This window comes from Rhizobium ruizarguesonis (assembly GCF_012349115.1).
In the GTDB taxonomy this organism is placed as follows: Bacteria; Pseudomonadota; Alphaproteobacteria; order Rhizobiales; family Rhizobiaceae; genus Rhizobium; species Rhizobium ruizarguesonis.
Window position 1 is genome coordinate 44,963 of sequence record NZ_PQIG01000094.1, and the last position, 20,609, is coordinate 65,571.

The window sequence follows — 20,609 nt, forward strand, 5'->3', positions numbered from 1 at the left end:
TTCGATTCGGGCGTAGCCTTCCGCCAGTCGTTTAAGGGAGGGCGCTATGCACCGGATCATGCCACTACCTTTCAAGCCGCCACGTCTCGACGGCCTCTCCGAGCGGCTGTTGGCCAGCCACTACGAGAACAACTATGGCGGCGCAGTGCGCCGCCTGAATGCGATCGAGCGACGGCTCGATGAGCTCGACTGGAGCGCGGCACCCGTTTTCGACATCAACGGGCTGAAGCGGGAGGAACTCATCGCGGCGAACTCAGCCATCCTTCACGAGATCTACTTCGACGGGCTCGGCGGATCCGGAGACGCGGCGAGTGGCCTTGCCGAGGCGCTGGAGCGTGATTTTGGCAGTGTCGCCAATTGGCGCGCCCGTTTCACGGCCTGTGCCAAGGCGCAGGCGGGCGGTTCGGGCTGGACGCTTCTTGTGTGGTCGGAGCGCCACCGGCGGCTCATGATCCAATGGGGAGCTGACCACACCAACTGTCTTGCCGGCAGTGTACCGATCCTGGCCCTCGACATGTATGAGCACGCCTATCACATCGATTTCGGCGCCAAGGCCGGCGTCTATGTCGATGCCTTCATGAAGAACATCCATTGGGAGCGTGTCGGCGCTCGCTTCCGGCGGCTGACAGACAGGCTGCCCGACATTCCTGCGGTTGAAACCGTGGGGCACGATGACGTCGCGCCGGAGGATCTGCTCGCTCGCCTCCAACGCCGGGACGAACTTGTCGTGCTCGACGTCTGTCTCGCGGAGGACTTGCCGAAGCGCGGCGACATGCTGCCGGATGCGATCGTACGGCCTTCCGAAACGATCGCCGGCTGGGCCGACGAACTCCCCCGGGACAAGCCAATCGTCGTCTATTGCATCTACGGCTTCCAGGTCAGCGGCGATGCCGTCGCCGAACTCCGCCGCCGCGGCCTGGACGCACGGCCCCTCGCCGGCGGAATTGCCGCCTGGCATGCGATCGGCGGCCCGACCGTCCCGTTCACAACTGCTGAAAACCGTTGAAGGAGGTGAGTGCGATGAAATGGGTTACCCGCGAACGTCCGGTCATCGACCGTATCGCCTGCCCCTGGCTGATCGCGCGGTTCATCGACAAGGAGCCGGAGTTCCTGTTCGTGCCGCCGGACCAGGTGATCAAGGTGGCGGAGGAGACCGGCGCTACACCCTACGATGTGCCCGGCGTCGAATACACGCATGTGGGTGAGGGTTGCAGTTTCGATACCTTCGTCGACAAACATGGACTGGACAGCAATCCGGCAATCGTCACTATCGCTGCCATCGTCCGCGGCGCCGACACCGACAGGCACGACCTGACGCCGCAATCGGCAGGGCTGCTGGCAATCTCGATGGGGCTTCGGGACGTAACGCCTAACGATCATGAGGTGCTGAGGCATGGCTTCGTCATCTATGACGCCCTCTATGCCTGGGCCTCACGCCGCAAAACCGAGACACACAGCTGGCCACCCGCTATGAAGCCGACCGCAGCTTGAGCTCGACATGGTGGATGTGGCGCGGCCGCGCGGCGGGCGTCGCGTCGGCCATCGCTTTTGCCACGCCATCCGCCTTCGGCGGGAAGTGCTGGCGAAGGCGACTGCGGACGCTTCGAAACTGATCACACTTTGCCAGATGGCAAGACAAAGCGGGACTTTCACGGACGGGGCACAATCAAGAAGGAGCAAGGCGATGCGATCAAGACTAGCCATCGGCGCCACCCTGTTGCTGGCCCTTACAATTCCAGCGCATGCCGAAACCGACTGGTCGGCGGTCGGCAAAGCGCTCGGTCGTTCTGGCACAGAGGCAGCCGGCGGCGTCTACCGTGTCGGGTTGCCGCGTTCGGACCTGAAGGTCACTCTGGACGGCGTACAGCTGAAGCCAGCTCTGGCGCTCGGTTCCTGGCTTGCGTTCAAGCCAATGGACGACCGCGATGCCATGGTGATGGGTGATCTCGTTCTGACCCAGCCGGAAGTCAATCCCGTGATGACGAAGCTCATCGAAAGCGGCATCGAGGTGACCGCCCTGCATAATCATCTGCTGCGATCAGAGCCGGCGACCATGTACATGCATGTCCTCGGGCACGGCGATCCGGTCAATCTGGCGTCCGCGTTACATATCGCGTTGCAGCAAAGCGGGACGCCGCTTTCCGAGGCGCCAGCGAGCCCGCCAGCGGCTGCCATCGATCTCGACACTGCCGCCATCGATCAAGCATTGGGGCACAAGGGCAAGGTCAACGGTGGCGTCTACCAGATCAGCATTCCCCGCGCCGAGGTGATCAAGGACGGCGGCATGGACGTGCCCGAGGCGATGGGTTCGGCGATTGCCATCAACTTCCAGCCGACCGGCAACGGCAAGGCGGCGATCACAGGCGACTTCGTCCTGATCGCCTCCGAGGTCAACCCGGTGCTGCGCGCGTTGCGGGAAGGCGGGATAGAGGTTACTGCCGTGCACAACCATATGCTCGACGACGAACCCCGGCTGTTCTTCATGCATTTCTGGGCGAACGATGGCGTCAGCAAGCTGACACAAGGCCTCAAGTCCGCGTTGGACAAAGTCAACGTGCGCCACTCCTGAACGCACCAGGTGACCCCGAAGCGATACCCGCGTGGCGTGGAATGCTAGGGGGCGCGGTTGTATAAAGCAGACCGGCCGGCGACGCTCATTGGCAGGACGGAAGGCGAGATAGATGTCGATGACCGATGCGGCAATGTCGCGATGCACAGTTAGTGGCTCTTTCATGACGCCTGCGACAATGGTGAGCGGATCGCCGACCATCGGCGCCCAGCTCGGAAGCAGCGACCACTTGCCGTAGCGATGGTAACAGCACCGAGCCGTGCACGTTGCCGACGCTTGCGATCGTGATGAGCAGCCACGGCGTGTAATCAGCGAGCAACAGGCCGGCCAGCGCCGCTTCCGACTGCATGGGCAGGATCGTGGCGGCGGCGAGCGCCACCAGGAACAGCCCGGCGTAGACCGCGAATCGCTCATCACCGGCAAACGTCCCGCAATCGGCTGCGTCGCACTCTCATCACGCGGCCGGCCAATCGGGGTGATGGCTATCAATCACGAAGGCGTGGCTATGCCGGTGTCCCTGTCCGACGCGCGTCGCGCCGACGAGGTGCGGGTGGTTCTCATCAAGCTCCTCATGGAGGTGCTCGATCTCATCAGGATCATGTGCCGGCCAAAGCCGCGTCGCTGCGAAGATGGCGGCGGCCGCAATCACCCCAAGTATGGCGAACGTCGCCGGCAGGCCGACGCTGGCTCCAAGCCAACCAGCGACCGGATAGGTGATCAGCCAGCATGCATGCGACAGCGCGAACTGCGCGGCAAACAGCGCTGGCCGGTCCTCCGGCTGCGACGAGCGCCGCAACAGACGGCCTGAGGGCGTCTGCGCCAACGAATAGCCAAGCCCGATGGCCAGCCAGAGCGGCAGCAGCCACGCAAAGCCCGGTACCACAACGCCGACGAATAGGCCGGCGGTCAGAACTGCGGCGCCCGCCAGCATGGCGAGCCGATCAGGCGTTTTGTCGAGCAGACGCGGTAGCAGGAGAGCGGCGATCATCGAACCACCGCCGAAGGCGGCCAGTGCCACGGCCGTTGCACGCTGGGTAAAGCCGAATTCGGCCTGGACCAGGACCACAGTGTTGACGATGACCATCGACCCTGCCGCTGAGACAGCCAGATTGAGGGCCAGTAGGCCCCGAAGCCGCGGTGTCGCGAGATAGATCCGTAGGCCACGGGTCGTGCGGTCGTAGATGCCGCGGCGCTCAGTCGCCTTTGGGCTTGGCAGCACGACAGAGACGACGAGTGCGGCGGAAGCGAGGAAACCAACTATGGTGCCCGCAAACAGACTGTGAAAGTTGATCACGGTGAGGAGTGCGGCGGCCAGCATGGGGCTTGCGACACTTTCGAGGTCATAAGCAAGGCGCGAGAGCGACAGGGCGCGGGTATAGTCCTTCTCGTCCGGCAACACATCTGGGATCGTTGCCTGGAAGGTCGGAGTAAAGGCGGCCGATGCCGATTGCAACACGAAGATCAGGACGTAGATCTGCCAGATCTCGGTGACAAATGGCAGGAACAGTGCGACGGCTGCGCGAACGAGGTCGAGGCAGACGAGCATCGCGCGGCGGGGAAGCCGCTCGGCAAAAGCGGCCGCGACCGGCGCCACGCCGACATAGGCGATCATTTTGATGGCGAGCGCGGTACCGAGCACCGCGCCGGCCTCGGCCCCGGCCAGATCAAAGGCGAGGAGCCCGAGGGCGACGGTGGCAAGGCCGGTTCCGATAAGCGCGATCACCTGGGCCAGGAACAGATGACGATAGGTGCGGTTGGCAAGGACTTGCAGCATGAGCGAGATTTATCCTGTTCGGTCGCGGCTCCCGAAGGACTGTGAGACCAGTGACGGCGGCAGGAGGACGATGAAAAAGGGCGGTGGCGACACGCAGTTCAGAGGTACTTCGCGATCGTCTTGAATTCGTCGATCGACTGGCGTCGGTCCCTGGGAAGCGCGCCGACGATCTCCTCCAGGCAGTGGTAGAGGTGATCCTGGATCAGGGTCCGCTTCGCATTGATGATCGCCTTTTCGACGGCGGAGAGTTGTTGCGCGATGTCGAGGCACGGCTTGCCGCCCTCGATCATAGCGATAACTTGAGATGACCCTCGGCCCGCTTGAGGCGCTTGACGATGTCTGGATGGGTGGCGTACGTGTGTTCTGTCATGGCTCATCTATCCCCCCGGAGGGGATCGGTGTCAATGGCTGCAAACGGGCTGAGATGGGATGTCTACTGCTGCGAGCGCCGAAATTGCCGACGCCAGCGTAGGAGCTCCTGCTTCGTCCGCGCGACGCCGGTCGTACACTCGGTCAGACTGGGGCGAGCCTTCCAACGAGGAGCCGCCCTGATGCGGGATGCCATCTTTTCGACTGTCGCCATCGCCATATCCGTCGGTATTCCTGTCGCGCGGACAGCATTGTCGGCCGCCACCCGGGCGTTGCTGAACTGCGAGGGACCGGTGACGTGGCGGCAGGCATAGGTCAGTTCCATGTGCCGATAGGACGCCCGCATCATTCCGTCGATGGCGACCTGATAGGAGTCCGCCGAGGCAAAACTCGGCAGCATAGCCACGGCCGCCACGACAGTCGTGATCATTGCTTTCATGGCTCGCCCCCCAACCGCTCGAATCGGAACATCGCTCGTCCGCGACGTTCCGAATTCTAAAGCCGCGAAAGCCGCCAAAACAATGTCGAACATCACGCCCCGCAACCGAATACCGGCTATTGCACCGGGCGTTTCATGTCGCTGTAAGCGCTGCTGGTGCGCAGCGTCAGGATGACCGGCTGGTTGGTGGCCCGGGAAGCGTCGAGCACTGGCGGGTGACGGCAAACGTCAGCGGGAAAAACGGAATATCCGGCCTCTGCAGCGCAATTTCCCTATCCTCCCGGGGGGATATAGTCAAGCGCGTTTCGATTAAATACAGTACCCCTCTATTCTACGGGTCGGCCTTTATGGGAGAAGCCGCATGCCGCATACCACGCGCGAGAAGACCAAGCTTATCAACCGCGTCCGCCGCATTCGCGGCCAGATCGAGGCGGTCGAACGGATGCTCGAGGATGAGAAGAGTTGCGCGGAAGTGCTGCAGGTTATTGCCGGCGCCAGAGGCGCGATCAATGGCCTGATGTCCGAGATGATCGAGGATCATATTCTTCTTCACGTCGCCGCTGGAGACCTTGCGCAAAAGGACCGTGACGACGGCGCCGCCGAGCTTGTCGACGTCGTGCGGGCCTACCTGAAATAGCAAGTACGCCGTCACCGATCAGAAGACGATCGGCTCCCCCGCCACGGGCTGGCGGGGTTTCTCCATCTACACGCACTTAAGTTCGGCGACGGTTACTCCAGTCGCATTCGCTACGGCGCCCCGGTAGTCCAGATTCCGCCATAGTGTGATGGGATCGTGAGGGAGATCTGTTGCAGCGCGGCGATATTCGGCAGGTTTAGGGTGCCCCCGTGCAATTCCTCGATGTAATCGCCAGCAATCGGAAACCAAAACGGCACCCTCTGCTCGGTGCTGCCGGTGTTGATCGCGACCAGCGTATAGCGGGCGGCTTGGTGGCGCGCAAACATCAGCACGCCTTGCTTCTGATAGCGATCCCAATCATTGAAGAAGTAGTATGCGCCGCGCCGGATATGGTCCCGATCACGCCTGATACGAAGCAGCTTGCGAACAAGCGAGACAATGGGCTGGCCGGAACTGTCATAGAAGTAATCCCATCGAAGAGGACGCAGGAGGCCGACGCGCCCTGCACCAATGTCGGGGAGGAAGTAGTTTTCCGCGAACTCCTCGCCCTGCCAGAGCATCGGAACGCCCTTGGACATAAGTAGCGCGATCAAGTAGGGCTGCAGCATGTACCAGCGGCCGCGGTCTCCCTCCTGGAACAGAGGATTGCCGGCCTCATCCAGGTTGTAGCTTCCGAAATTGCACAGGAAGCGCTCGTGATCGTGGTTCTCGATATATTGCAGCGCCGACTTCGGAACTCGATCGCCATTCATGGTCTCTTGTTCAGTGTAGCCGAATAGCCCCAAGCGAAGTCCCAGATCGGCCAGCCGCCCCCTGTCTCCGCGCGCGACACTGCGTGCCGCATCGAAGGTTTGGTTCTGCCAGGTGCTGTTCGAGTAAGTCGAGCGCAATACGCCGTCCGGATCCTCGAGCTGCTCGGCCATCTGCACGAGGGCAAGCGGTTCGCCGCCGCCCATATCGAACCGCTGCCAGGGAGATGCACCTTGCGCAACCTTCGCCTTTGTCAGTTGGTAAGTTTCATAAACCAGACCGGCATAGCCGACACCGAGCGGCCCATCCCAGTAGTTCGGTACGCAGTCATAACGGACGCCGTCGACGTGGTAGACTTCGAGCCAGTGATGATTGACCGTGAAGAAGAAGTCGCGTGTGAACTGGCGGTTGAAGTCTGTGCTCTTGCCGAAGTTGCTAAAATAGTCCTTTGCGAATGGTCCCATGAAGGGGGACTCGCGGTAGCCCAGTCGCGTGTAGGCGTCATAATATGGAAAATCCACGCCGGTGTGGCCGTAGACCACATCCACGATCACCGCAATGCCATGCTGGTGACAGAGATCGACCAGTGCCTGGAAATCGGAGCGCTTGCCGAAGCGTTCATCGACGCCGAAATAGCCGATCGGCAGATAGCCCCAATCGACCGAGCTGCCGACGTTTGAGAGTGGCATGATCTCGATCCCATTGATGCCGAGATCGGCCAGGTAGGCGACGCGACTTCGGATTCGCTCCAAATCGCCGCCGAGCTCGGCAATATTGATCTCGTAGAGAACAAGGTCCGACAAAGACGGCGTGCGCCATTGCGCCTCGGCGGCGCTCCAGACATGTGGCTGGTAACCGAGGGTGAACGCCGAAAGCTTTCCCACACCGAATTCGCGGGCAAAAGGATCGATGATCCAATCGAGGACGCCGACGTTCGGGTTCGTGATCGTATAGCGATAGACGTACCGGCCGGCCGCTCCCCAGGCTGAGCCCGGAGCCGTGGGCGCGGTGCCGGCTATTGGAACCGTGGCGGACCAGAAGTCACCATGTGGTTGGCGCAAACTGTGTGTGAGCGGAAACTCGCGAGGCGGCACATTCTGCAGGAACTGATCAGCTTCGTGGATGATCTTTACCGCAACGGCGTTGCCGTCATTCGTCGAGACCCATGGCAGCCAAAGGCCGAACGTGACCGCGCCGTTGTTTTCGATGGCGCCAAGATCGCCCGTCGGAAGCAGGTTCATCGCCATTTGCTTCACAATGCCTTCCACTGAATCCGGCGGAAGAACAGGCGCCCGGTGTGAGTCTGAAGCCCGACGAAGCGCGGATCCTGCGCCGTCGAGGGCTGCGCACGGCGTGGTGATTGCGGATCGCCGGTGAAATGGAACTGATTGACGGTCTGGCTATTCAAAGACACTTTGATGTCAGGACCATCAACCGTGAGCTCATAGTCGTTCCATTCACCGATGGGACGGGTCTGAGGCGATATGTCAGGTCCCTTAAAGCCGTATATGGCGGTCGTACGGTGGATCGGCGTATTGTCAGGTCGCGCAAGCTCATCGATCTGCAGCTCAAGGCCGAAATTGACACCAACATAGGCGGTGTTGTCGTATCCCTCGTTCCTCGGATCGGGGAAACCAAAGAAAATACCGGAATTGTCGTCCGGCGCGGTCATCATCCATTGTAGGCGTAGAACGTATCTCTCCGGTGTGGGCCGCGTCAGCCAGAGCAGACCGAGATCCGTACCGGTCTGGCTTTCCAGCATGCCGCGGTGCACTCGAAACCTGCCCGGATCACTCCGTCCAGGCTGATTGCTGATCGTCGACATTTCCCAGTCGCCGAGCGACGTGCCATCGAACAGAACCTCGAAGCCTGGATCGCCAGTAAAGGGCGCCGGCGTCATGATGAGGTCGCCTGTACGACGTGACAGGGCGATGCCGGTCAGCATCGGGTTCGGCGAGCCGATGCTTGGAAAGAGTGCAGGGCCTGCGGCGTAGAGGTTTTCTACATGGTGAAAGCGACCGTCCTCATCCGTGACGCCACGACTCGGATCTGGGTCCATGCGCAAGGTGCCGGTCTCGTGGTGAGTGGTGCCGAGGGGATCGTGACCAGGCGGCGGAATCGCCTGCCCGGGTGCGAAGGCAGCAGCAACGCTTACCATCGCATTGTCCATGGCTGCCCAAAGCTCATCGTCCCTGGACGTCTGCAAGAGCGTCACCATGGCCCGCCGCACGCCATATTCGTCGGTGCGGGCGTCCAGATCGACACGGCTCGGATGCGAACCGAGACTGCCCATATCCGCGGGCTCCATTTCGCCAAGCCCGCGGATCGCAATCGCGACATGCGTATCGTTGGAGGTGCGCAGCTGGTCGTAGAAATCGATGTCTGGAACCTTTCGATAGAGTTCGTCCTCCCCGCCAACATTGCTGCCGCCGCCGCTTGCTGCGATCTGAAGATGAAAGGTGCCGATAACGTCACCATTGGCTCGGGTTGCTCGCCCTTTCACGAAGAGTGCCGACGTCTGTAACTCGTTCGTCGTCGATGAGAGCCCGGGAATCGCGGTCCGAGGCACCCGAACGACCAGGTTGGAGCGGAGGTGGGCGATCAGGTTCTTACCGATCAACGGGAGAGTGGGCAAATCGCTCCCGTCAAATGACACGAGAGCAAGTCGCGCACTCTCGATTGTGCCGAGCGCGATGACAACGGCACCGCCTGGGGCAAGATCGATACGGCCGCGGTTCGTATTCACGCCGGTGACGCGCCAGGTGCCCGCCGCAGTACGTTCCTTAGCCAAGTTGAGAATGTGCGTGTCCGGCAGCACCATGAAATCCTTGTTGCCGTCGGAAGCTCCAGTGCCGGTCGAGGCGGTGCGAGCGGCCTTCATCATCAGCGGGACAGTGCTGAACTTGTTGAGCGGGAAAAAGCCGGCATGCGGTGGCCGGGCCTGAACAGCGAGGGGGGCCTCAAGCTTCAGCATGTTTAACAGATCGGCGGGCGAGAGCCCGTCCGACGAGGATAGACCGAGAAGGTCCAGCGGATTTGAACCGGGCTTCAATAGCGGCGATGGCGGCAGCGAGGGCAATGGGATGACGTCTTTGATGCCGCCAGCCGCGTTGAACAAGTTCTGCCGGAGCACGCGATGCAGTTCGCCGAAAATGAAGTCGTTCGTCTCGTCGACGCCAATTTGGCGCGAACTTTCATCGAAATAGCGGCTATTCAGTTCGGCGACGGTCGCTGCTGGCCAAGTCGCCATCTCCTCATCCAGAAGCCGCGGCGACCAGCCGCCCCAATAGAGAGATCGGCCGCCCAGCGTGTACGCGAGCCCCATGAATGGAATTCCGGAGACCCATGGAATGCCCCAAACCTCGTTCCGGGGCGGCTCCGGCTGATTTGCGCTCAGATCGAGAAAAGAAGGAGCCTGGGGGTTGGAAAAACCGAGGATTCCAGTGTTCTGTACGTGTTCTGGAACAGTGAAAAGTCCAGCTTCCACGACAAGCGTACGCAAGCCTTTACCAGCCTGCCTTTGCCGAAACCAAAGGTGCTCGGCAATTGCAGCGCCAAAGGTTCCACCGCCGACAACGATGAAATCGAAAGGTCTTCCCCCCTCACTGCGCCATGCCTCCACCTCCGAGAAGTCATTGCAGAGATAACGTCCCTGCACGTCTTTCGTAAACGACGTGAACTCGCTGGATTTTGCCATCTCCCTGCTCCCCTTGAGGTGGACAAATTGGTCCTATGCGGCATTCTCCTTGGTAATTGTGCTGCAAAGCGCGACAGCGGGCTCAGGGGTTCAGCTCAGTCAGCGCCGATCCCTCTCCTGAACTGGTGTCGCCGCGAGGCGCCAATGATGACGACCGCTGTTATCTAGCTGCTAGCGCGACTGGTACGTGGTCCACGCTACTCTTCCGAAAGTCGGCACGCAATATAAAACCTATAGGAGAGCGCTTGCTGGACCCGACGTTCGGTGCCGATCGATCTGCATAAGACACTCCGAACCGATGCATGCGTGGAAAGACGGCTCAGATTTGGCTCTAGCCAATCCCGGTAGGGAGCAGATCAGCAAGGTATAGATCACCGAGAGCTTCTGCTGGAACAGGCAAATGCGGCTAGTGGCGTGAGCGCGAGTGAGGCCCAAGTCGATGGAGGCAAGGCTTTGCACATCGAGATGGTAGTCCGAACTGGTGAACAGCACGGTAGGAGGAGCACATGGAGAGCCCGCCACAAGTCTTCTTATTTTGTGCTTCCGCCTTGCAGGCGGATGCGGGGATCGAGGAAGCCGAGCGCGACATCCGAAACCAGCATGCCGATGACATTGAGGAAGGCAAGAAACATCAGGAAGGAACCCGCAAGATACATGTCCTGGCTCTGCAGCGCCTTGATGAGCATCGGCCTCGTCGTCTCCAGCGACAGCACGATCGCGACGATCTCGGCGCCCGAGATGATCGTCGGCAGGATCGAGCCGATATCGGCGACGAAAAAGTTGAGCGCCATGCGCAGCGGATATTTGACCAGCGCTTTCAGCGGCGGCAGGCCCTTGGCACGCGCAGTGACGACATATTGCTTCTGCATCTCGTCGAGCAGGTTGGCGCGCAACCGCCGGATCATGCCGGCCGTGCCGGCCGTGCCGACGATGACCACGGGGATCCACAGATGAGAGAGGATCGACTGCGCCTTCGCCCAGCTCATCGGCTCGTTGAGGTACTTATGATCCATCAGATTGCCGATCGAGATGCCGAACCAGATATTGGCGAAGTACATCAGGATCAGCGCCAGCATGAAGTTCGGAATGGCGATGCCCATCAGGCCGAGGAAGGTCAGCCCGTAATCACCCCAGCTGTACTGGTGCGTGGCCGAATAGATGCCGATCGGAAAGGCGATCAGCCAGGTGAGCAGGATCGTCGTGAAGGAGACGAGCATCGTCAGCCACAGACGATCGCCGACCACGTCGGAGACCGGCAGCTGGTATTCGAAGGAATAGCCGAAATCGCCGTGCAGCATGCCGCCGACCCAGTAGAAATAGCGCACGATCTCCGGCTTGTCGAAGCCGTATTGCTGGCGCATCTCCTCGATTTCCTGGAGGTTGGCGGTCTCGCCGGAGGCGCGCAGCTCGGCGATCTGGCTCTCGAAGAAGTCGCCCGGTGGCAGCTCGATGATGGTGAAGACCAGCGCCGAGATCACGAGCAGCGTGGGGATCATGGCGGCAATTCGCCAGAGGATATATCTTATCACGCGTTTCCTCCCGAACTCGTTATGAACGTCCTTCCAAGCATAGAAGCACAGAATAGCCCATTCAATGCTAGCGTTATCTGAGGATGGGGCCAGACTGAAGTATTTCGCGATCCTTTGCCATTTCCTTGCTTGACAACAACGGGGGATACAAGAGGTACGGCGATGTGCTGTATTGGAAATGAAGGCCCCGAAGAGCTTGGCCGTTGAAATTCCCGGACGCGCGGCAGGTCAGTTAGCCAACGCCACCAATTCTTCCTGCTGGGTCGATCTGCATCTGCTGCTCCTGTGAGATTGATGACAGCCCGTATGAACTCGCGAGCAATCTCGGGACAGTCTAGGACGCGGATAATCCTTTCGGGTAGTCGACTGCCGAATACCGCGATGTCATCGGCGGCGACTTCAACTTAAATCGGACGCAATCATCACGACATTCGCGTCGTATGACATCGTTCCGCCAGTTAGTCTCCATCAAACTTTGTGTCCTCGCCGGGCTAGCCGTCGCCGGTGCTCCGACAGGCGCGGAGGCCCACCCTCATATCTTCGTCGACGCGATGTTCGAGGCGGTCGCGGGCGGGGACGGTAGCCTGGTGGAATTGCGAGACAACTGGCGCTTCGACGAAGTCTTCTCGTCATCGGTGCTTCTCGACTACGATAAGAACCGCAACAACACTCTCGACCCTGCGGAGATAGCGGCGGTCGCGAAGACGGTGCGGGAATCGCTTAGCCAGTACAACTACTACACAAACGTGACGATCAACGGCAAGGCGGTGGCGCTGGCTAAGCCAGATGTCCTGCAGGGCACCTATGAGGACGGCTCCCTCACGCTATCGTTCAGTCAGAAGCCGGTGCAGAAGACGCCGTTGAAAGGGTTGATCGTATTCCGGGTCTTCGACCCGACGCTCTACACGGCCCTGGATTTTGCCGACGACACGGCCATGAAGACGTCAGGCGACAGTTTCGGCCGATGCACGCGAAAGGTCGTCAGGCCCGATTCGAAGGAGATTCTCGCGGAAAACCAGGCGATGCTGACCGCTATGTTCTTCAACGACCCAATGGGGACCGACTATTCGCAGATCGTTGCCACCCGGCTTGAGGTTCGTTGTTAAGCATTCTTCAATCGTGATGGCGGACCTTCGCAGATCTGATTCGGGAGGATATACGTGAATCCCCAGCTCAAACTTCTCAAATTTTTCGGACTGCTCGCAGCCGTCGCCTGTTTATCGGCGACCTCCGATTCCTTGGCGTCAGAAGGGGCGTCCCGGCTTCCGGATTGGCTGAACGCGCATGTCGGTGCCGGAACCGAAGAGATCGCACCAAAGGTGCTGGAAAGGGCGCGTGCACTCTACCTGGAACAAGTTTCGCAAGGCAAGGTCCGGAGCGCCTGCTACTTTGCCATGGACGCAACACGTCCAAACGATCTGACCGACGGGGCGTCGGGGGGCCGGTTCTATATCATCTGCGAAGCAGAGCGGTCCTTTCGGGTGATTTCCTCGGGTCATGGCGGTGGCCGCAACCTGCAGGGAGTCGCCAACTTCACCAACGGACGGCAGTGCGCCAAGAACTTCGGCAACGCCCTCAACTCCAATCTGACCGCAGGAGGAGCCTACCTCACGAGCGAGATCAAGACCTCCTTCAAGGGCTACTACAGCGTTTCCCCAAAGCAGGACGCATTCCTGACCAGATCGTTCGTGCAGTTCGACGGCCTTGGAGAGACCGCCAATGCCAGGGAGCGCGCGATAGGCGGACATGCCTCCGCACTTGTCTCAGGCATCTGCATGTTGAAGAAACCCGACAGTCCATACGCCAACCGCGACGGATTTGTTCCTCGTGGCAAACTCATCACCTATGCGGGCGGCCGCAGCGATGGCTGTACCAGTTGGTCGCCGTCAGAGACGCCTCAGGTGCTGTCGATGGTGAAGGACAATCCGACGACGCTCTACATCTATCCTGAGTCAAAAGACATCGCCGCCGTCTCCAAGGCCGTGGCGGCGGGCCAGTCGCCCGCACGTCTCGGCCTCTACTGGAACGCCTCGTGTCTGCAAGAGATCGGCGTTCCAAAATTCTGGCCGAAGGAGACGCTGGAGCCGATCATTACCAAGTTCGTCCAGGATCATCCCGCACCGCCGCCGCGTCCGATTCCGATCTGTGAACCGTCACCTTGAGTCTGCGGGGCTGACCGAACGACGTTAAGCTGCATCTTCTCATTGGATTTTGACCTGTGTAGAGAAATGAGCCTAATAATCCTGCAGCGCGCCGACCAGCTTGGAGAGCATTCTCGCGGCTGGGTGACGGATCATGGCCGCATTGGAATCGTCCATAAACCATAGCACTGCGCAACATTATCAGTACCTGCAGCACGCGTCAGGAAAGGTTGACCGCGACGGTTGCGATTGCCGGCAGCTGGATGTGGCGCATCCGCTGGCACGGGCGAGCAAGCGCGATACCTGATCGTGGCGGGGGCGAGACGACACGGTTCGTCGGGCGGCTACACACCATCGGGAGATCAGCCGCCGATTTCTGCGCTGATCCTGAGAATCCATCTTAGCGCGCCCCGCAGCCCCTTTGCCCGGTGGCGAGACATTTCGGCGAAGACATGTTCGTCGCTCCGGATGACGCGCGCCGGCCAGCCGCCGCTCCCTGAACCTATCTCGCGGCACGACCTCCCTGCCAGGATAAACATAGTTACTCGCTAAACTGCTCCGTGCCCGCCATGCATGAGCGCGGCAGGTGGGCGCATGGCACGTCTCGTAGCCCGCCAGGCAAGGGTCGTCCACTCCTCCCACGTCAGACCTGTACTCTGTCGCACAAACTGATAAATAGAGCGCCCGCGGAATCGGAGAAATTGTCCGCTACCGGACGCGGTCGGCAGCGGTGGAACTAGAAAACGGTTTGCACGTTTTCCGGCCGCCAAAAGGAACCCAACGACATGAATATGGCCTCGAAGATTGCGAAATCCCCTGTTGTCCCGTCCATCGGCGCCCTGCTTGCAGATGCTCGCCAGGCTCGCGGCTATTCGCTGGACGACGTCGCAGAAACCACTGGTCTAACAGTGGCAGAGGTGACAGCTCTGGAGAACGACGCGGATTTCGACGCGTCGAAGATCCGTAGAATCGCAGCCGCTCTGGGGGTTTTAGAAAAGATTTGAAGACGCGCGCCGCGCTGAAATCGCTACACAAGCTACTTTAACGAGGGTGTCTGCAGCAGCCCACCGGGTACCGGGTAGCGCTTCAATGGGAACACGTCCACGCTGCTACAGCTTACGGGGATAGCCAAGCTACAGGCTCAGCCGGGCTGGACGCCTCCGTCTAGTCGGCTGGCCCGAATTAATTGCCAAGCGCCTGAAGTCATTCGTCGCACCTTGCTCTTTGGGCAGCCGGGCCCGACACTATGCCTCCGCGGCGTAGCCGGCAACGCCTTCCCCAAGGAAGGCGTTGTTGGCCTCTCGTATCTTTGCTGCGGCATCATCGTATAAAAACGGCAGGAACGCATAGCGACGTCCTCGCGTGACAGTCGAAACGGCGTGAAGCAGGGAACATGAGAAGATCACCGCGCCTCCGGCCGGAGCCTTGAAGCTTCTGCTGCCATATTCGGGAAAGCTCACTTCTCCACCATCGAAGTCATCGTTCAAATTGACGGAGACCGCGAAGCGGCGATGAGCGGTCCCCTTGGTTGTGTTGTCACGATGGGCGCGGAAATGAGCAGCGTCCTCGGCCGCATAGCAGGCAATGATGTAACGCTCCATCCTGGTTACGGTGAACTGATGAACCTTTAGGATTTCCGGGACGATCCTACGCACGAACCGCCCGCGTGTTTCTGCGATGATGTCCTTATCTTCGATATCGTAGTCTTTGCGACGTTTGTAACTATGGTCGGTGACCGCGACAGTCTTTCCGTCCACTTCGCGCATGAAACCTGATTCTCCACCGCCATTCTGCTCGTAGAGGCCGATCAATTTCTGGCAAAGCTCTGGCTCGAATACATTCGGGAGCACGATGATCGGTGCCTGAAGCTCGATGCCGGAGAACCGGTTGATCGGTGGAAGTGAACTCACGTAGGACAAGACGGCTTCGATCTCACTGCCATCGCTTGCAAAGGGAAAGACCCTCAGGACGCGCATGGTGGGGTCGAGCACGAACCAGATCTGCCGCGCCGGGACATCGTCGTCTCCAGGCCTGGCATCGGTCGGTATAGAGCCATAGAGGCGGCTGACCGTACCGTCGAAATCCCAGAAGAAACGGAAGCCCGGATATCGATCGGCAACGCGCTGCTCCGCCTCGTCGGACGGATCGACGGTCGCACCGAAGAAAGATGCCTTGTTGTCATCAAACAGGTCCCGCCTTTTTAGCGCGGCCGTGATCGCTGCTTGGCTCTGGGGATGGGATGCTGACGCGAAGAAGCAGAGGACGATGTAACGTCCTGCGACGGTATCAAATGCGAAGCGGGGATTACTCGAAGACCGCTGGTGAAACCAAGGGGCCGGATCCCCCGGCAGGATGTTCGCGTATGTGTGCATGACGTTTCACTGCCCCAATGATTATGCCGCTCGCAAGAAACTGTAGTATCAGCCGACGCTGCCCGATTTTCAACCGGTGTCCTGCATCCGTCGGCGCATCACAGGCGTTGGGTCTATACCGCTGGCCTCGTCCTGGTTCGGCAGAAGCCGGGATCGGCAAAGGGAGTGATGTTCATCACCACCGAGGACGAGACCGCGCCGGCCAACCTTGTTGTCTGGCCAACACTTTTCGAAAAACACCGGCGGGGTTTTCTCGGTTCTTCGATGATGGACCAATGGCCGGATCCAGCAGGAAGGGGAGGAGCTCGCCCAGCAGCAGTTCGATCTCTCACGGCAACCTTGTGGGCCTTGCCCGATCCCGATGCAGAATTCAAGCTGCAGGCGGGCAGGTTGCGCGGGGAGAGCCGACCGTTCTCTTACCGGTCTATCCGGGCCAAACCGTCGATCGATCCTGTTTTGCCGATACTGCCGTACTGTGGTGGTGCATCTCGAGGATCTATTCTGCAGGACGGCCCCAAGGTCGCGCTCCAGTTAATCGCGATGCCTTGCAAGCCAAAAAGCCGCGCCCATTGAGGCGCGGCTCAGTTCCTGAATGCTCCGCCGGAGGCCAGCGAGCGGGTTATTAGCCGCGGAACAGCGTGAGGATGTTCTGCGAAGAGGAGTTGGCGATCGACAGCGACTGGATCGCCAACTGCTGCTGGGTCTGCAGGGCTGTGAGCTTGGAAGACTCTTCTTCCATGTTGGCATCGACGAGACGGCCGACACCTGACTCGATCGAGTCGCTGAGAGCGGACACGAAGTTTTCCTGCAGTTCGATGCGCTTGGAGATCGAGCCGAGCTGAGCGCCGGCGCTGGTCATCGCCTTCAGAGCCGATTCAACGTTGGTCAGAGCCGACTGGATTTCGCCGAGGGTGAAGTTGGTGATGTCCATTGCGTAGACAGAACCGGTCGCACCATTCGAAGTACCCAGAATACCCGTGGAGGTTTCGACCGAACCGCCGCTCATGCCGAACAGAACGTTGCCCGTGGAGCTGTCGTCGAGAATATAGTCGGTCGTCTTGACCGAAACGGCGTTGGAGCCGTCGCGAACGAACGTCGAAACGACGCTCTTGGTGCCGTCAGCGCCGGCAACCCAGTTTTCACCGGAGAAGGAAGCCGATTGTGCGATGCTCATCAACTGCTGCTGCAGTTGGCTGATTTCTTCCTGGACCTTGGCCTTGTCGACGCCGTTTTCAGTGGCGGCAACGAGCTTCGCCTTGATGTCGCCGACGACGTCGATGGCGCTGTCCATGGCGGAGTAAGCGGTGTCGACCTTTGCAGCGCCGAGGCCGAGAGCGTCGGAGACAGCCGAGAGAGCCTTGTTGTCCGAACGCATGGTCGTTGCGATCGACCAGTAAGCAGCGTTGTCGGAAGCCTTGCCGACGCGATAGCCGGACGAAACGTGGGCCTGGGTTTCCTGGAGACCCTGGTTGATGCCACGGAGAGTCTGGAGGGCTGCCATTGCAGCGTTATTGGTGTTGATGCTCGTCATAGTTTGCTTGCCCCTTGTTGGCAGATTTTAAGAAGGGACATTCCGGATTTTCGGCCGGCCCATAGCGATCAGCATCATGCCTGCTAACCATTCTGTTAAGGTTAACTCGCCGTTCATCGTCAACTGACCAAATCTCAGTTAATAATTACTGAATATCGATGAAGAATGCTCGCATCTTTGGTGCGTACGCGGATTTCTGGACGCCATTGCGGTTCTTCGACTGGATGGATTTTGCACCGACAGCATGGAGGCAAATATCACATTCATCGGTGTAGGAATTGACACTGCCGACGAGAACTCGTCCTGTTTCCGGTGATGCTTGCGTTGCTTTTCTTCTGGGCTGCCTGCTTTTCGCTTGGCTGGAAGTCATTTCAAGCCGAGGGATGGGTGAACTTCCCTCACAGGCTCCGCGCTGTCGCTGTCAATGCGAGAGCCTGCACCCGCATTGCTAGCATATCGTGCTAGACACGGTTGGAAGGGGCGGAGATGGTGTGACACGGCGAAAATTCGCCAACGATCTCCAAGGACAGCAATGCTTCGAGTTCTGCTGATATGGGCCGGCATTCTGAGTGCCGTCGTCGTTTATGAACTGATGAGACCGGAACCGGCAAGCCTCATGGCGCCGTTTCCGGATCGCGGTAATGTGGGACAGTAGGCCTTCCGATCCCGATACACGCCGCCAAACTTGTTCTATCTGCTCTAGGCCCAGACGCAAAGCGGGCCGTAGTCGGATCGTTCAGTTCTCGAATTGCTGCTCGGAGACGACGCTTGCAATCACCTCGTCGTTGCCGTTCGGATAGAGCGGAAGGTCCAGCGTGACCGCCTCCTTTCGCCCATTCTGTTCAATCGTGTAAAACTTGCGGTGCCGGCTCTGCCCGTTTTGCTCGCCGGATCCAGTTGCCCCAGTCTGATCGAAAAGCGCACCTTCGAAGCCCGTCGCATCGATCCCGGCGAATGCCATCGTACAGCTTTCCACCTGCTTCTGCCCGACCGACGCTCTGGAGACCACGAGTGCCTGAAATGGTTCGCCGCCCTCGTTGACGATCCAGCCCTCGAGCGCAAGAGGATTGTCCACCGGCACGAAGCCCAGGGACATATCCATGGCAAGCCCCAGCAGATTGCGGTTCTTGGCGAACGCGATAGTGCGGTCGAAGTCCGGGCCGCGAGCCAGACAGCGCTCGCTGAACACATCGAAGGGCGTCGCACCCAGCGCGCTGTCGTTGATATTTGCGACGCCAATCACGGCGACCATGGACAGAAATATACGCTTCATCCACTCCTCCTTGCCGAAGCGAACAGTAAATCGGTTCCAACCGCCGTCAATCGGTTTTCATTCTTCATCAGGAGAGGATGTATTGCCTCCAATAGCGGAGCGTGGAATGAAGGCTGGAAGCGGAGAGCGCATATGGACTTGAAGCAGGCCGGAGCCGCGACGGGCGGTGGAGCGCTGATCGGAACCCTCGGCGGATTGATAGGACTGGGCGGTGCCGAGTTCCGGCTTCCGCTTTTGATCGGCGCATTCGGCTTTCCGGCATTGGAGGCTATCATCCTCAATAAGGCGATGAGCCTGATCGTTGTCGCATCCGCTCTTCCTTTCCGCGCGATGTCGGTGCCGTTCGTCGAGGTGTTTTCGCACTGGACCGTTATTGTCAATCTGCTGGCCGGGAGCCTGATCGGCGCCCGGCTAGGATCCGGCTGGGCGACGAAGCTCCGCTCTGAGGCGCTTTACAAGATAATCGGAGGACTTCTCTTCGCGATCGCCGTCATCCTGGTTGTCGCCCACGACGCCTCGACTGGCGCGCCGATACTGACGGGTGTCACGCAGATCGTTGCCGGCGTCTGTAGCGGGTTGGTTATAGGCGTGGTTGCAGCAATACTGGGTGTGGCCGGAGGAGAGTTGCTGATTCCAACGATCGTGCTTCTCTTCGGCGCCGACATCAAACTTGCCGGCAGTTTATCGCTTGCTGTCAGCCTCCCGACGATGATCGTTGCCTTTGCGCGGTACAGTCGCGACAGCAGCTTCGCCGTCCTCGGCCGTAACCGTCCCTTCGTGATGCTAATGGCTGCAGGCTCAGTGGCAGGCACCTTTCTGGGCGGATTGCTTCTGGGCGCAGTGCCAAGCCGGGCTTTGCTGCCCGCGCTTGCCGCTATTCTCGTGCTGTCAGCGATCAAGGTCTGGCGGCATAAGCCCTTAATCAAAAATCAGGCAAAAACGATCTCATGAAGAGCGACGGCCACGAGGATCGCGCCGGCCGCGGCCTCGATGGATTTCGAAACCACCGCCAGTAGCCGCGGCCGTGTGCTCATCAGGCGGGCGAGCTGTTCGCGGAACATCACGGCGAGGAGTGCGACCGCCGAAAGCGTGGCGCAGACCCCGAGCATCATAGATAGGGCAAAGAGCAGGCCGGTGATGATCACCTGATGGATCATCGCGAAGGTCATAACGAACAATGTCAGCGGACAGGGGATCAAGCCGGCCATAAAGCCGACGGCAACACCTTCGCCGCTTGAATGGGTATGTGCGCGTCGAAACAGGGCGCTCCATACCATCCACAGACCGATGAGGCCGAGCAAGCCACGGCTGACGGCCTGAAGGACGGGAGCCGACCCGGCATCGACGAAGGAATGCGAGACCAGAGGCAGCGCGAGCAGAGCGATCAGCACCGCCATGCTCACATGGGTGAACGACAGAGCCATCGATACCAGCAGCGCCTTGTGGGCCTTCATCGAGGACCCCGTCAGATAAGTGGCAAGAACGGACTTGCTGTGGCCGGGCGTCATTGCATGGACGGCGCCGAAAA

At 59.9% G+C, this 20,609-nt stretch carries 17 protein-coding genes and 3 pseudogenes; 9 read left to right on the top strand and 11 right to left on the bottom strand.

Going from position 1 to position 20,609, the window contains the following annotated elements; all coding sequences use genetic code 11:
- The first annotated feature begins 46 nt into the window (after nt 1-46).
- The 3 genes from C3Y91_RS38455 (at nt 47) to C3Y91_RS24450 (ending at nt 2,569) form a co-directional block, all read left to right on the top strand.
- On the top strand, nt 47-1,006 hold the full coding sequence (locus C3Y91_RS38455) for a Fe-Mn family superoxide dismutase (RefSeq protein WP_168575925.1): 960 nt from the start codon (nt 47-49) through the stop codon (nt 1,004-1,006).
- A 14-nt stretch (nt 1,007-1,020) separates the two neighbouring features.
- A complete protein-coding gene (locus C3Y91_RS24445) occupies nt 1,021-1,491 on the top strand; it encodes a chromate resistance protein ChrB domain-containing protein (protein WP_168575926.1) in 471 nt (156 codons plus the stop codon).
- Nucleotides 1,492-1,684: 193 nt separating this feature from the next.
- Nucleotides 1,685-2,569 (top strand): DUF1259 domain-containing protein, encoded by an 885-nt coding sequence (locus C3Y91_RS24450; protein WP_168575927.1) that lies wholly within the window; start codon nt 1,685-1,687, stop codon nt 2,567-2,569.
- A gap of 144 nt (nt 2,570-2,713) precedes the next feature.
- Here the strand turns inward: C3Y91_RS24450 and C3Y91_RS38115 are convergent.
- From C3Y91_RS38115 to C3Y91_RS24470, 4 genes and pseudogenes are all read right to left on the bottom strand, one after another.
- Nucleotides 2,714-2,957, bottom strand: a pseudogene (locus C3Y91_RS38115) (YqaA family protein); the annotation flags it as partial.
- Between the two features lie 66 nt (nt 2,958-3,023).
- On the bottom strand, nt 3,024-4,343 hold the full coding sequence (locus C3Y91_RS24460; RefSeq protein WP_168575928.1) for an MFS transporter: 1,320 nt from the start codon (nt 4,341-4,343) through the stop codon (nt 3,024-3,026).
- A 98-nt stretch (nt 4,344-4,441) separates the two neighbouring features.
- Nucleotides 4,442-4,713, bottom strand: a pseudogene (locus C3Y91_RS24465) (metal-sensing transcriptional repressor).
- 63 nt (nt 4,714-4,776) lie between these two features.
- A complete protein-coding gene (locus tag C3Y91_RS24470; RefSeq protein ID WP_168575929.1) occupies nt 4,777-5,151 on the bottom strand; it encodes a hypothetical protein in 375 nt (124 codons plus the stop codon).
- Nucleotides 5,152-5,512: 361 nt separating this feature from the next.
- On the opposite strand from C3Y91_RS24470, the gene C3Y91_RS24475 reads away from it, so the two are divergent.
- Complete coding sequence (locus C3Y91_RS24475) at nt 5,513-5,788, top strand: metal/formaldehyde-sensitive transcriptional repressor (protein ID WP_168575930.1); 276 nt, start codon at nt 5,513-5,515, stop codon at nt 5,786-5,788.
- A gap of 110 nt (nt 5,789-5,898) precedes the next feature.
- On the opposite strand, the gene C3Y91_RS24480 is transcribed toward C3Y91_RS24475, so the two are convergent.
- The 3 genes from C3Y91_RS24480 to C3Y91_RS24490 form a co-directional block, all read right to left on the bottom strand.
- Nucleotides 5,899-7,785 (bottom strand): alpha-amylase family glycosyl hydrolase, encoded by a 1,887-nt coding sequence (locus tag C3Y91_RS24480; RefSeq protein WP_246780222.1) that lies wholly within the window; start codon nt 7,783-7,785, stop codon nt 5,899-5,901.
- Between the two features lie 5 nt (nt 7,786-7,790).
- Nucleotides 7,791-10,235, bottom strand: a complete 2,445-nt coding sequence (locus C3Y91_RS24485) for a 3-keto-alpha-glucoside-1,2-lyase-like domain-containing protein (RefSeq protein WP_168575931.1) — start codon at nt 10,233-10,235, stop codon at nt 7,791-7,793.
- 530 nt (nt 10,236-10,765) lie between these two features.
- Nucleotides 10,766-11,764 carry an ABC transporter permease subunit gene (locus C3Y91_RS24490; RefSeq protein WP_168575932.1) on the bottom strand — a complete coding sequence of 333 codons (999 nt, stop codon included), beginning with the start codon at nt 11,762-11,764 and terminating at the stop codon, nt 10,766-10,768.
- 440 nt (nt 11,765-12,204) lie between these two features.
- Here C3Y91_RS24490 and C3Y91_RS24495 point away from each other — a divergent pair, with 440 nt between their 5' ends.
- From C3Y91_RS24495 to C3Y91_RS24505, 3 genes are all read left to right on the top strand, one after another.
- On the top strand, nt 12,205-12,870 hold the full coding sequence (locus C3Y91_RS24495; RefSeq protein ID WP_168575933.1) for a DUF1007 family protein: 666 nt from the start codon (nt 12,205-12,207) through the stop codon (nt 12,868-12,870).
- 54 nt (nt 12,871-12,924) lie between these two features.
- A complete protein-coding gene (locus C3Y91_RS24500; RefSeq protein ID WP_168575934.1) occupies nt 12,925-13,926 on the top strand; it encodes a hypothetical protein in 1,002 nt (333 codons plus the stop codon).
- A 764-nt stretch (nt 13,927-14,690) separates the two neighbouring features.
- The gene (locus tag C3Y91_RS24505) at nt 14,691-14,909 is read left to right on the top strand and encodes a helix-turn-helix domain-containing protein (protein ID WP_168575935.1); all 219 of its coding nucleotides are present in this window, start codon (nt 14,691-14,693) and stop codon (nt 14,907-14,909) included.
- Nucleotides 14,910-15,149: 240 nt separating this feature from the next.
- On the opposite strand, the gene C3Y91_RS24510 is transcribed toward C3Y91_RS24505, so the two are convergent.
- Nucleotides 15,150-16,277, bottom strand: coding sequence for a 2OG-Fe(II) oxygenase (locus C3Y91_RS24510; RefSeq protein WP_168575936.1), 1,128 nt, complete (start codon nt 16,275-16,277; stop codon nt 15,150-15,152).
- A gap of 90 nt (nt 16,278-16,367) precedes the next feature.
- Between C3Y91_RS24510 and C3Y91_RS38745 the strand changes: the two are divergent.
- A pseudogene (locus C3Y91_RS38745) lies at nt 16,368-16,850 on the top strand (hypothetical protein); the annotation flags it as partial.
- A 49-nt stretch (nt 16,851-16,899) separates the two neighbouring features.
- On the opposite strand, the gene C3Y91_RS24520 reads toward C3Y91_RS38745, so the two are convergent.
- Entirely contained in the window at nt 16,900-17,808 is a 909-nt protein-coding gene (locus tag C3Y91_RS24520) for a flagellin N-terminal helical domain-containing protein (RefSeq protein ID WP_168575937.1), read from the bottom strand.
- 736 nt (nt 17,809-18,544) lie between these two features.
- Nucleotides 18,545-19,081, bottom strand: coding sequence for a hypothetical protein (locus tag C3Y91_RS24525; RefSeq protein WP_210267749.1), 537 nt, complete (start codon nt 19,079-19,081; stop codon nt 18,545-18,547).
- Nucleotides 19,082-19,213: 132 nt separating this feature from the next.
- On the opposite strand from C3Y91_RS24525, the gene C3Y91_RS24530 reads away from it, so the two are divergent.
- Nucleotides 19,214-20,032 (top strand): sulfite exporter TauE/SafE family protein, encoded by an 819-nt coding sequence (locus tag C3Y91_RS24530; protein WP_168575939.1) that lies wholly within the window; start codon nt 19,214-19,216, stop codon nt 20,030-20,032.
- On the opposite strand, the gene C3Y91_RS24535 is transcribed toward C3Y91_RS24530, so the two are convergent.
- Nucleotides 20,011-20,609: HoxN/HupN/NixA family nickel/cobalt transporter (locus C3Y91_RS24535; protein WP_168575940.1), on the bottom strand; the 599-nt coding region annotated here is incomplete at its 5' end. The two genes, C3Y91_RS24530 and C3Y91_RS24535, sit on opposite strands and share 22 nt — an antisense overlap.

Coding starts and splice junctions, on each gene's coding strand:
- C3Y91_RS24530 (WP_168575939.1), top strand. CDS start 19,214: ATGGACTTGAAGCAGGCCGGAGCCGCGACGGGCGGTGGAGCGCTGATC.
- C3Y91_RS24510 (WP_168575936.1), bottom strand. CDS start 16,277: ATGCACACATACGCGAACATCCTGCCGGGGGATCCGGCCCCTTGGTTT.
- C3Y91_RS24495 (WP_168575933.1), top strand. CDS start 12,205: ATGACATCGTTCCGCCAGTTAGTCTCCATCAAACTTTGTGTCCTCGCC.
- C3Y91_RS24520 (WP_168575937.1), bottom strand. CDS start 17,808: ATGACGAGCATCAACACCAATAACGCTGCAATGGCAGCCCTCCAGACT.
- C3Y91_RS24470 (WP_168575929.1), bottom strand. CDS start 5,151: ATGAAAGCAATGATCACGACTGTCGTGGCGGCCGTGGCTATGCTGCCG.
- C3Y91_RS24445 (WP_168575926.1), top strand. CDS start 1,021: ATGAAATGGGTTACCCGCGAACGTCCGGTCATCGACCGTATCGCCTGC.
- C3Y91_RS24525 (WP_210267749.1), bottom strand. CDS start 19,081: ATGAAGCGTATATTTCTGTCCATGGTCGCCGTGATTGGCGTCGCAAAT.
- C3Y91_RS24485 (WP_168575931.1), bottom strand. CDS start 10,235: ATGGCAAAATCCAGCGAGTTCACGTCGTTTACGAAAGACGTGCAGGGA.
- C3Y91_RS38455 (WP_168575925.1), top strand. CDS start 47: ATGCACCGGATCATGCCACTACCTTTCAAGCCGCCACGTCTCGACGGC.
- C3Y91_RS24480 (WP_246780222.1), bottom strand. CDS start 7,785: ATGGCGATGAACCTGCTTCCGACGGGCGATCTTGGCGCCATCGAAAAC.
- C3Y91_RS24475 (WP_168575930.1), top strand. CDS start 5,513: ATGCCGCATACCACGCGCGAGAAGACCAAGCTTATCAACCGCGTCCGC.
- C3Y91_RS24505 (WP_168575935.1), top strand. CDS start 14,691: ATGAATATGGCCTCGAAGATTGCGAAATCCCCTGTTGTCCCGTCCATC.
- C3Y91_RS24450 (WP_168575927.1), top strand. CDS start 1,685: ATGCGATCAAGACTAGCCATCGGCGCCACCCTGTTGCTGGCCCTTACA.
- C3Y91_RS24460 (WP_168575928.1), bottom strand. CDS start 4,343: ATGCTGCAAGTCCTTGCCAACCGCACCTATCGTCATCTGTTCCTGGCC.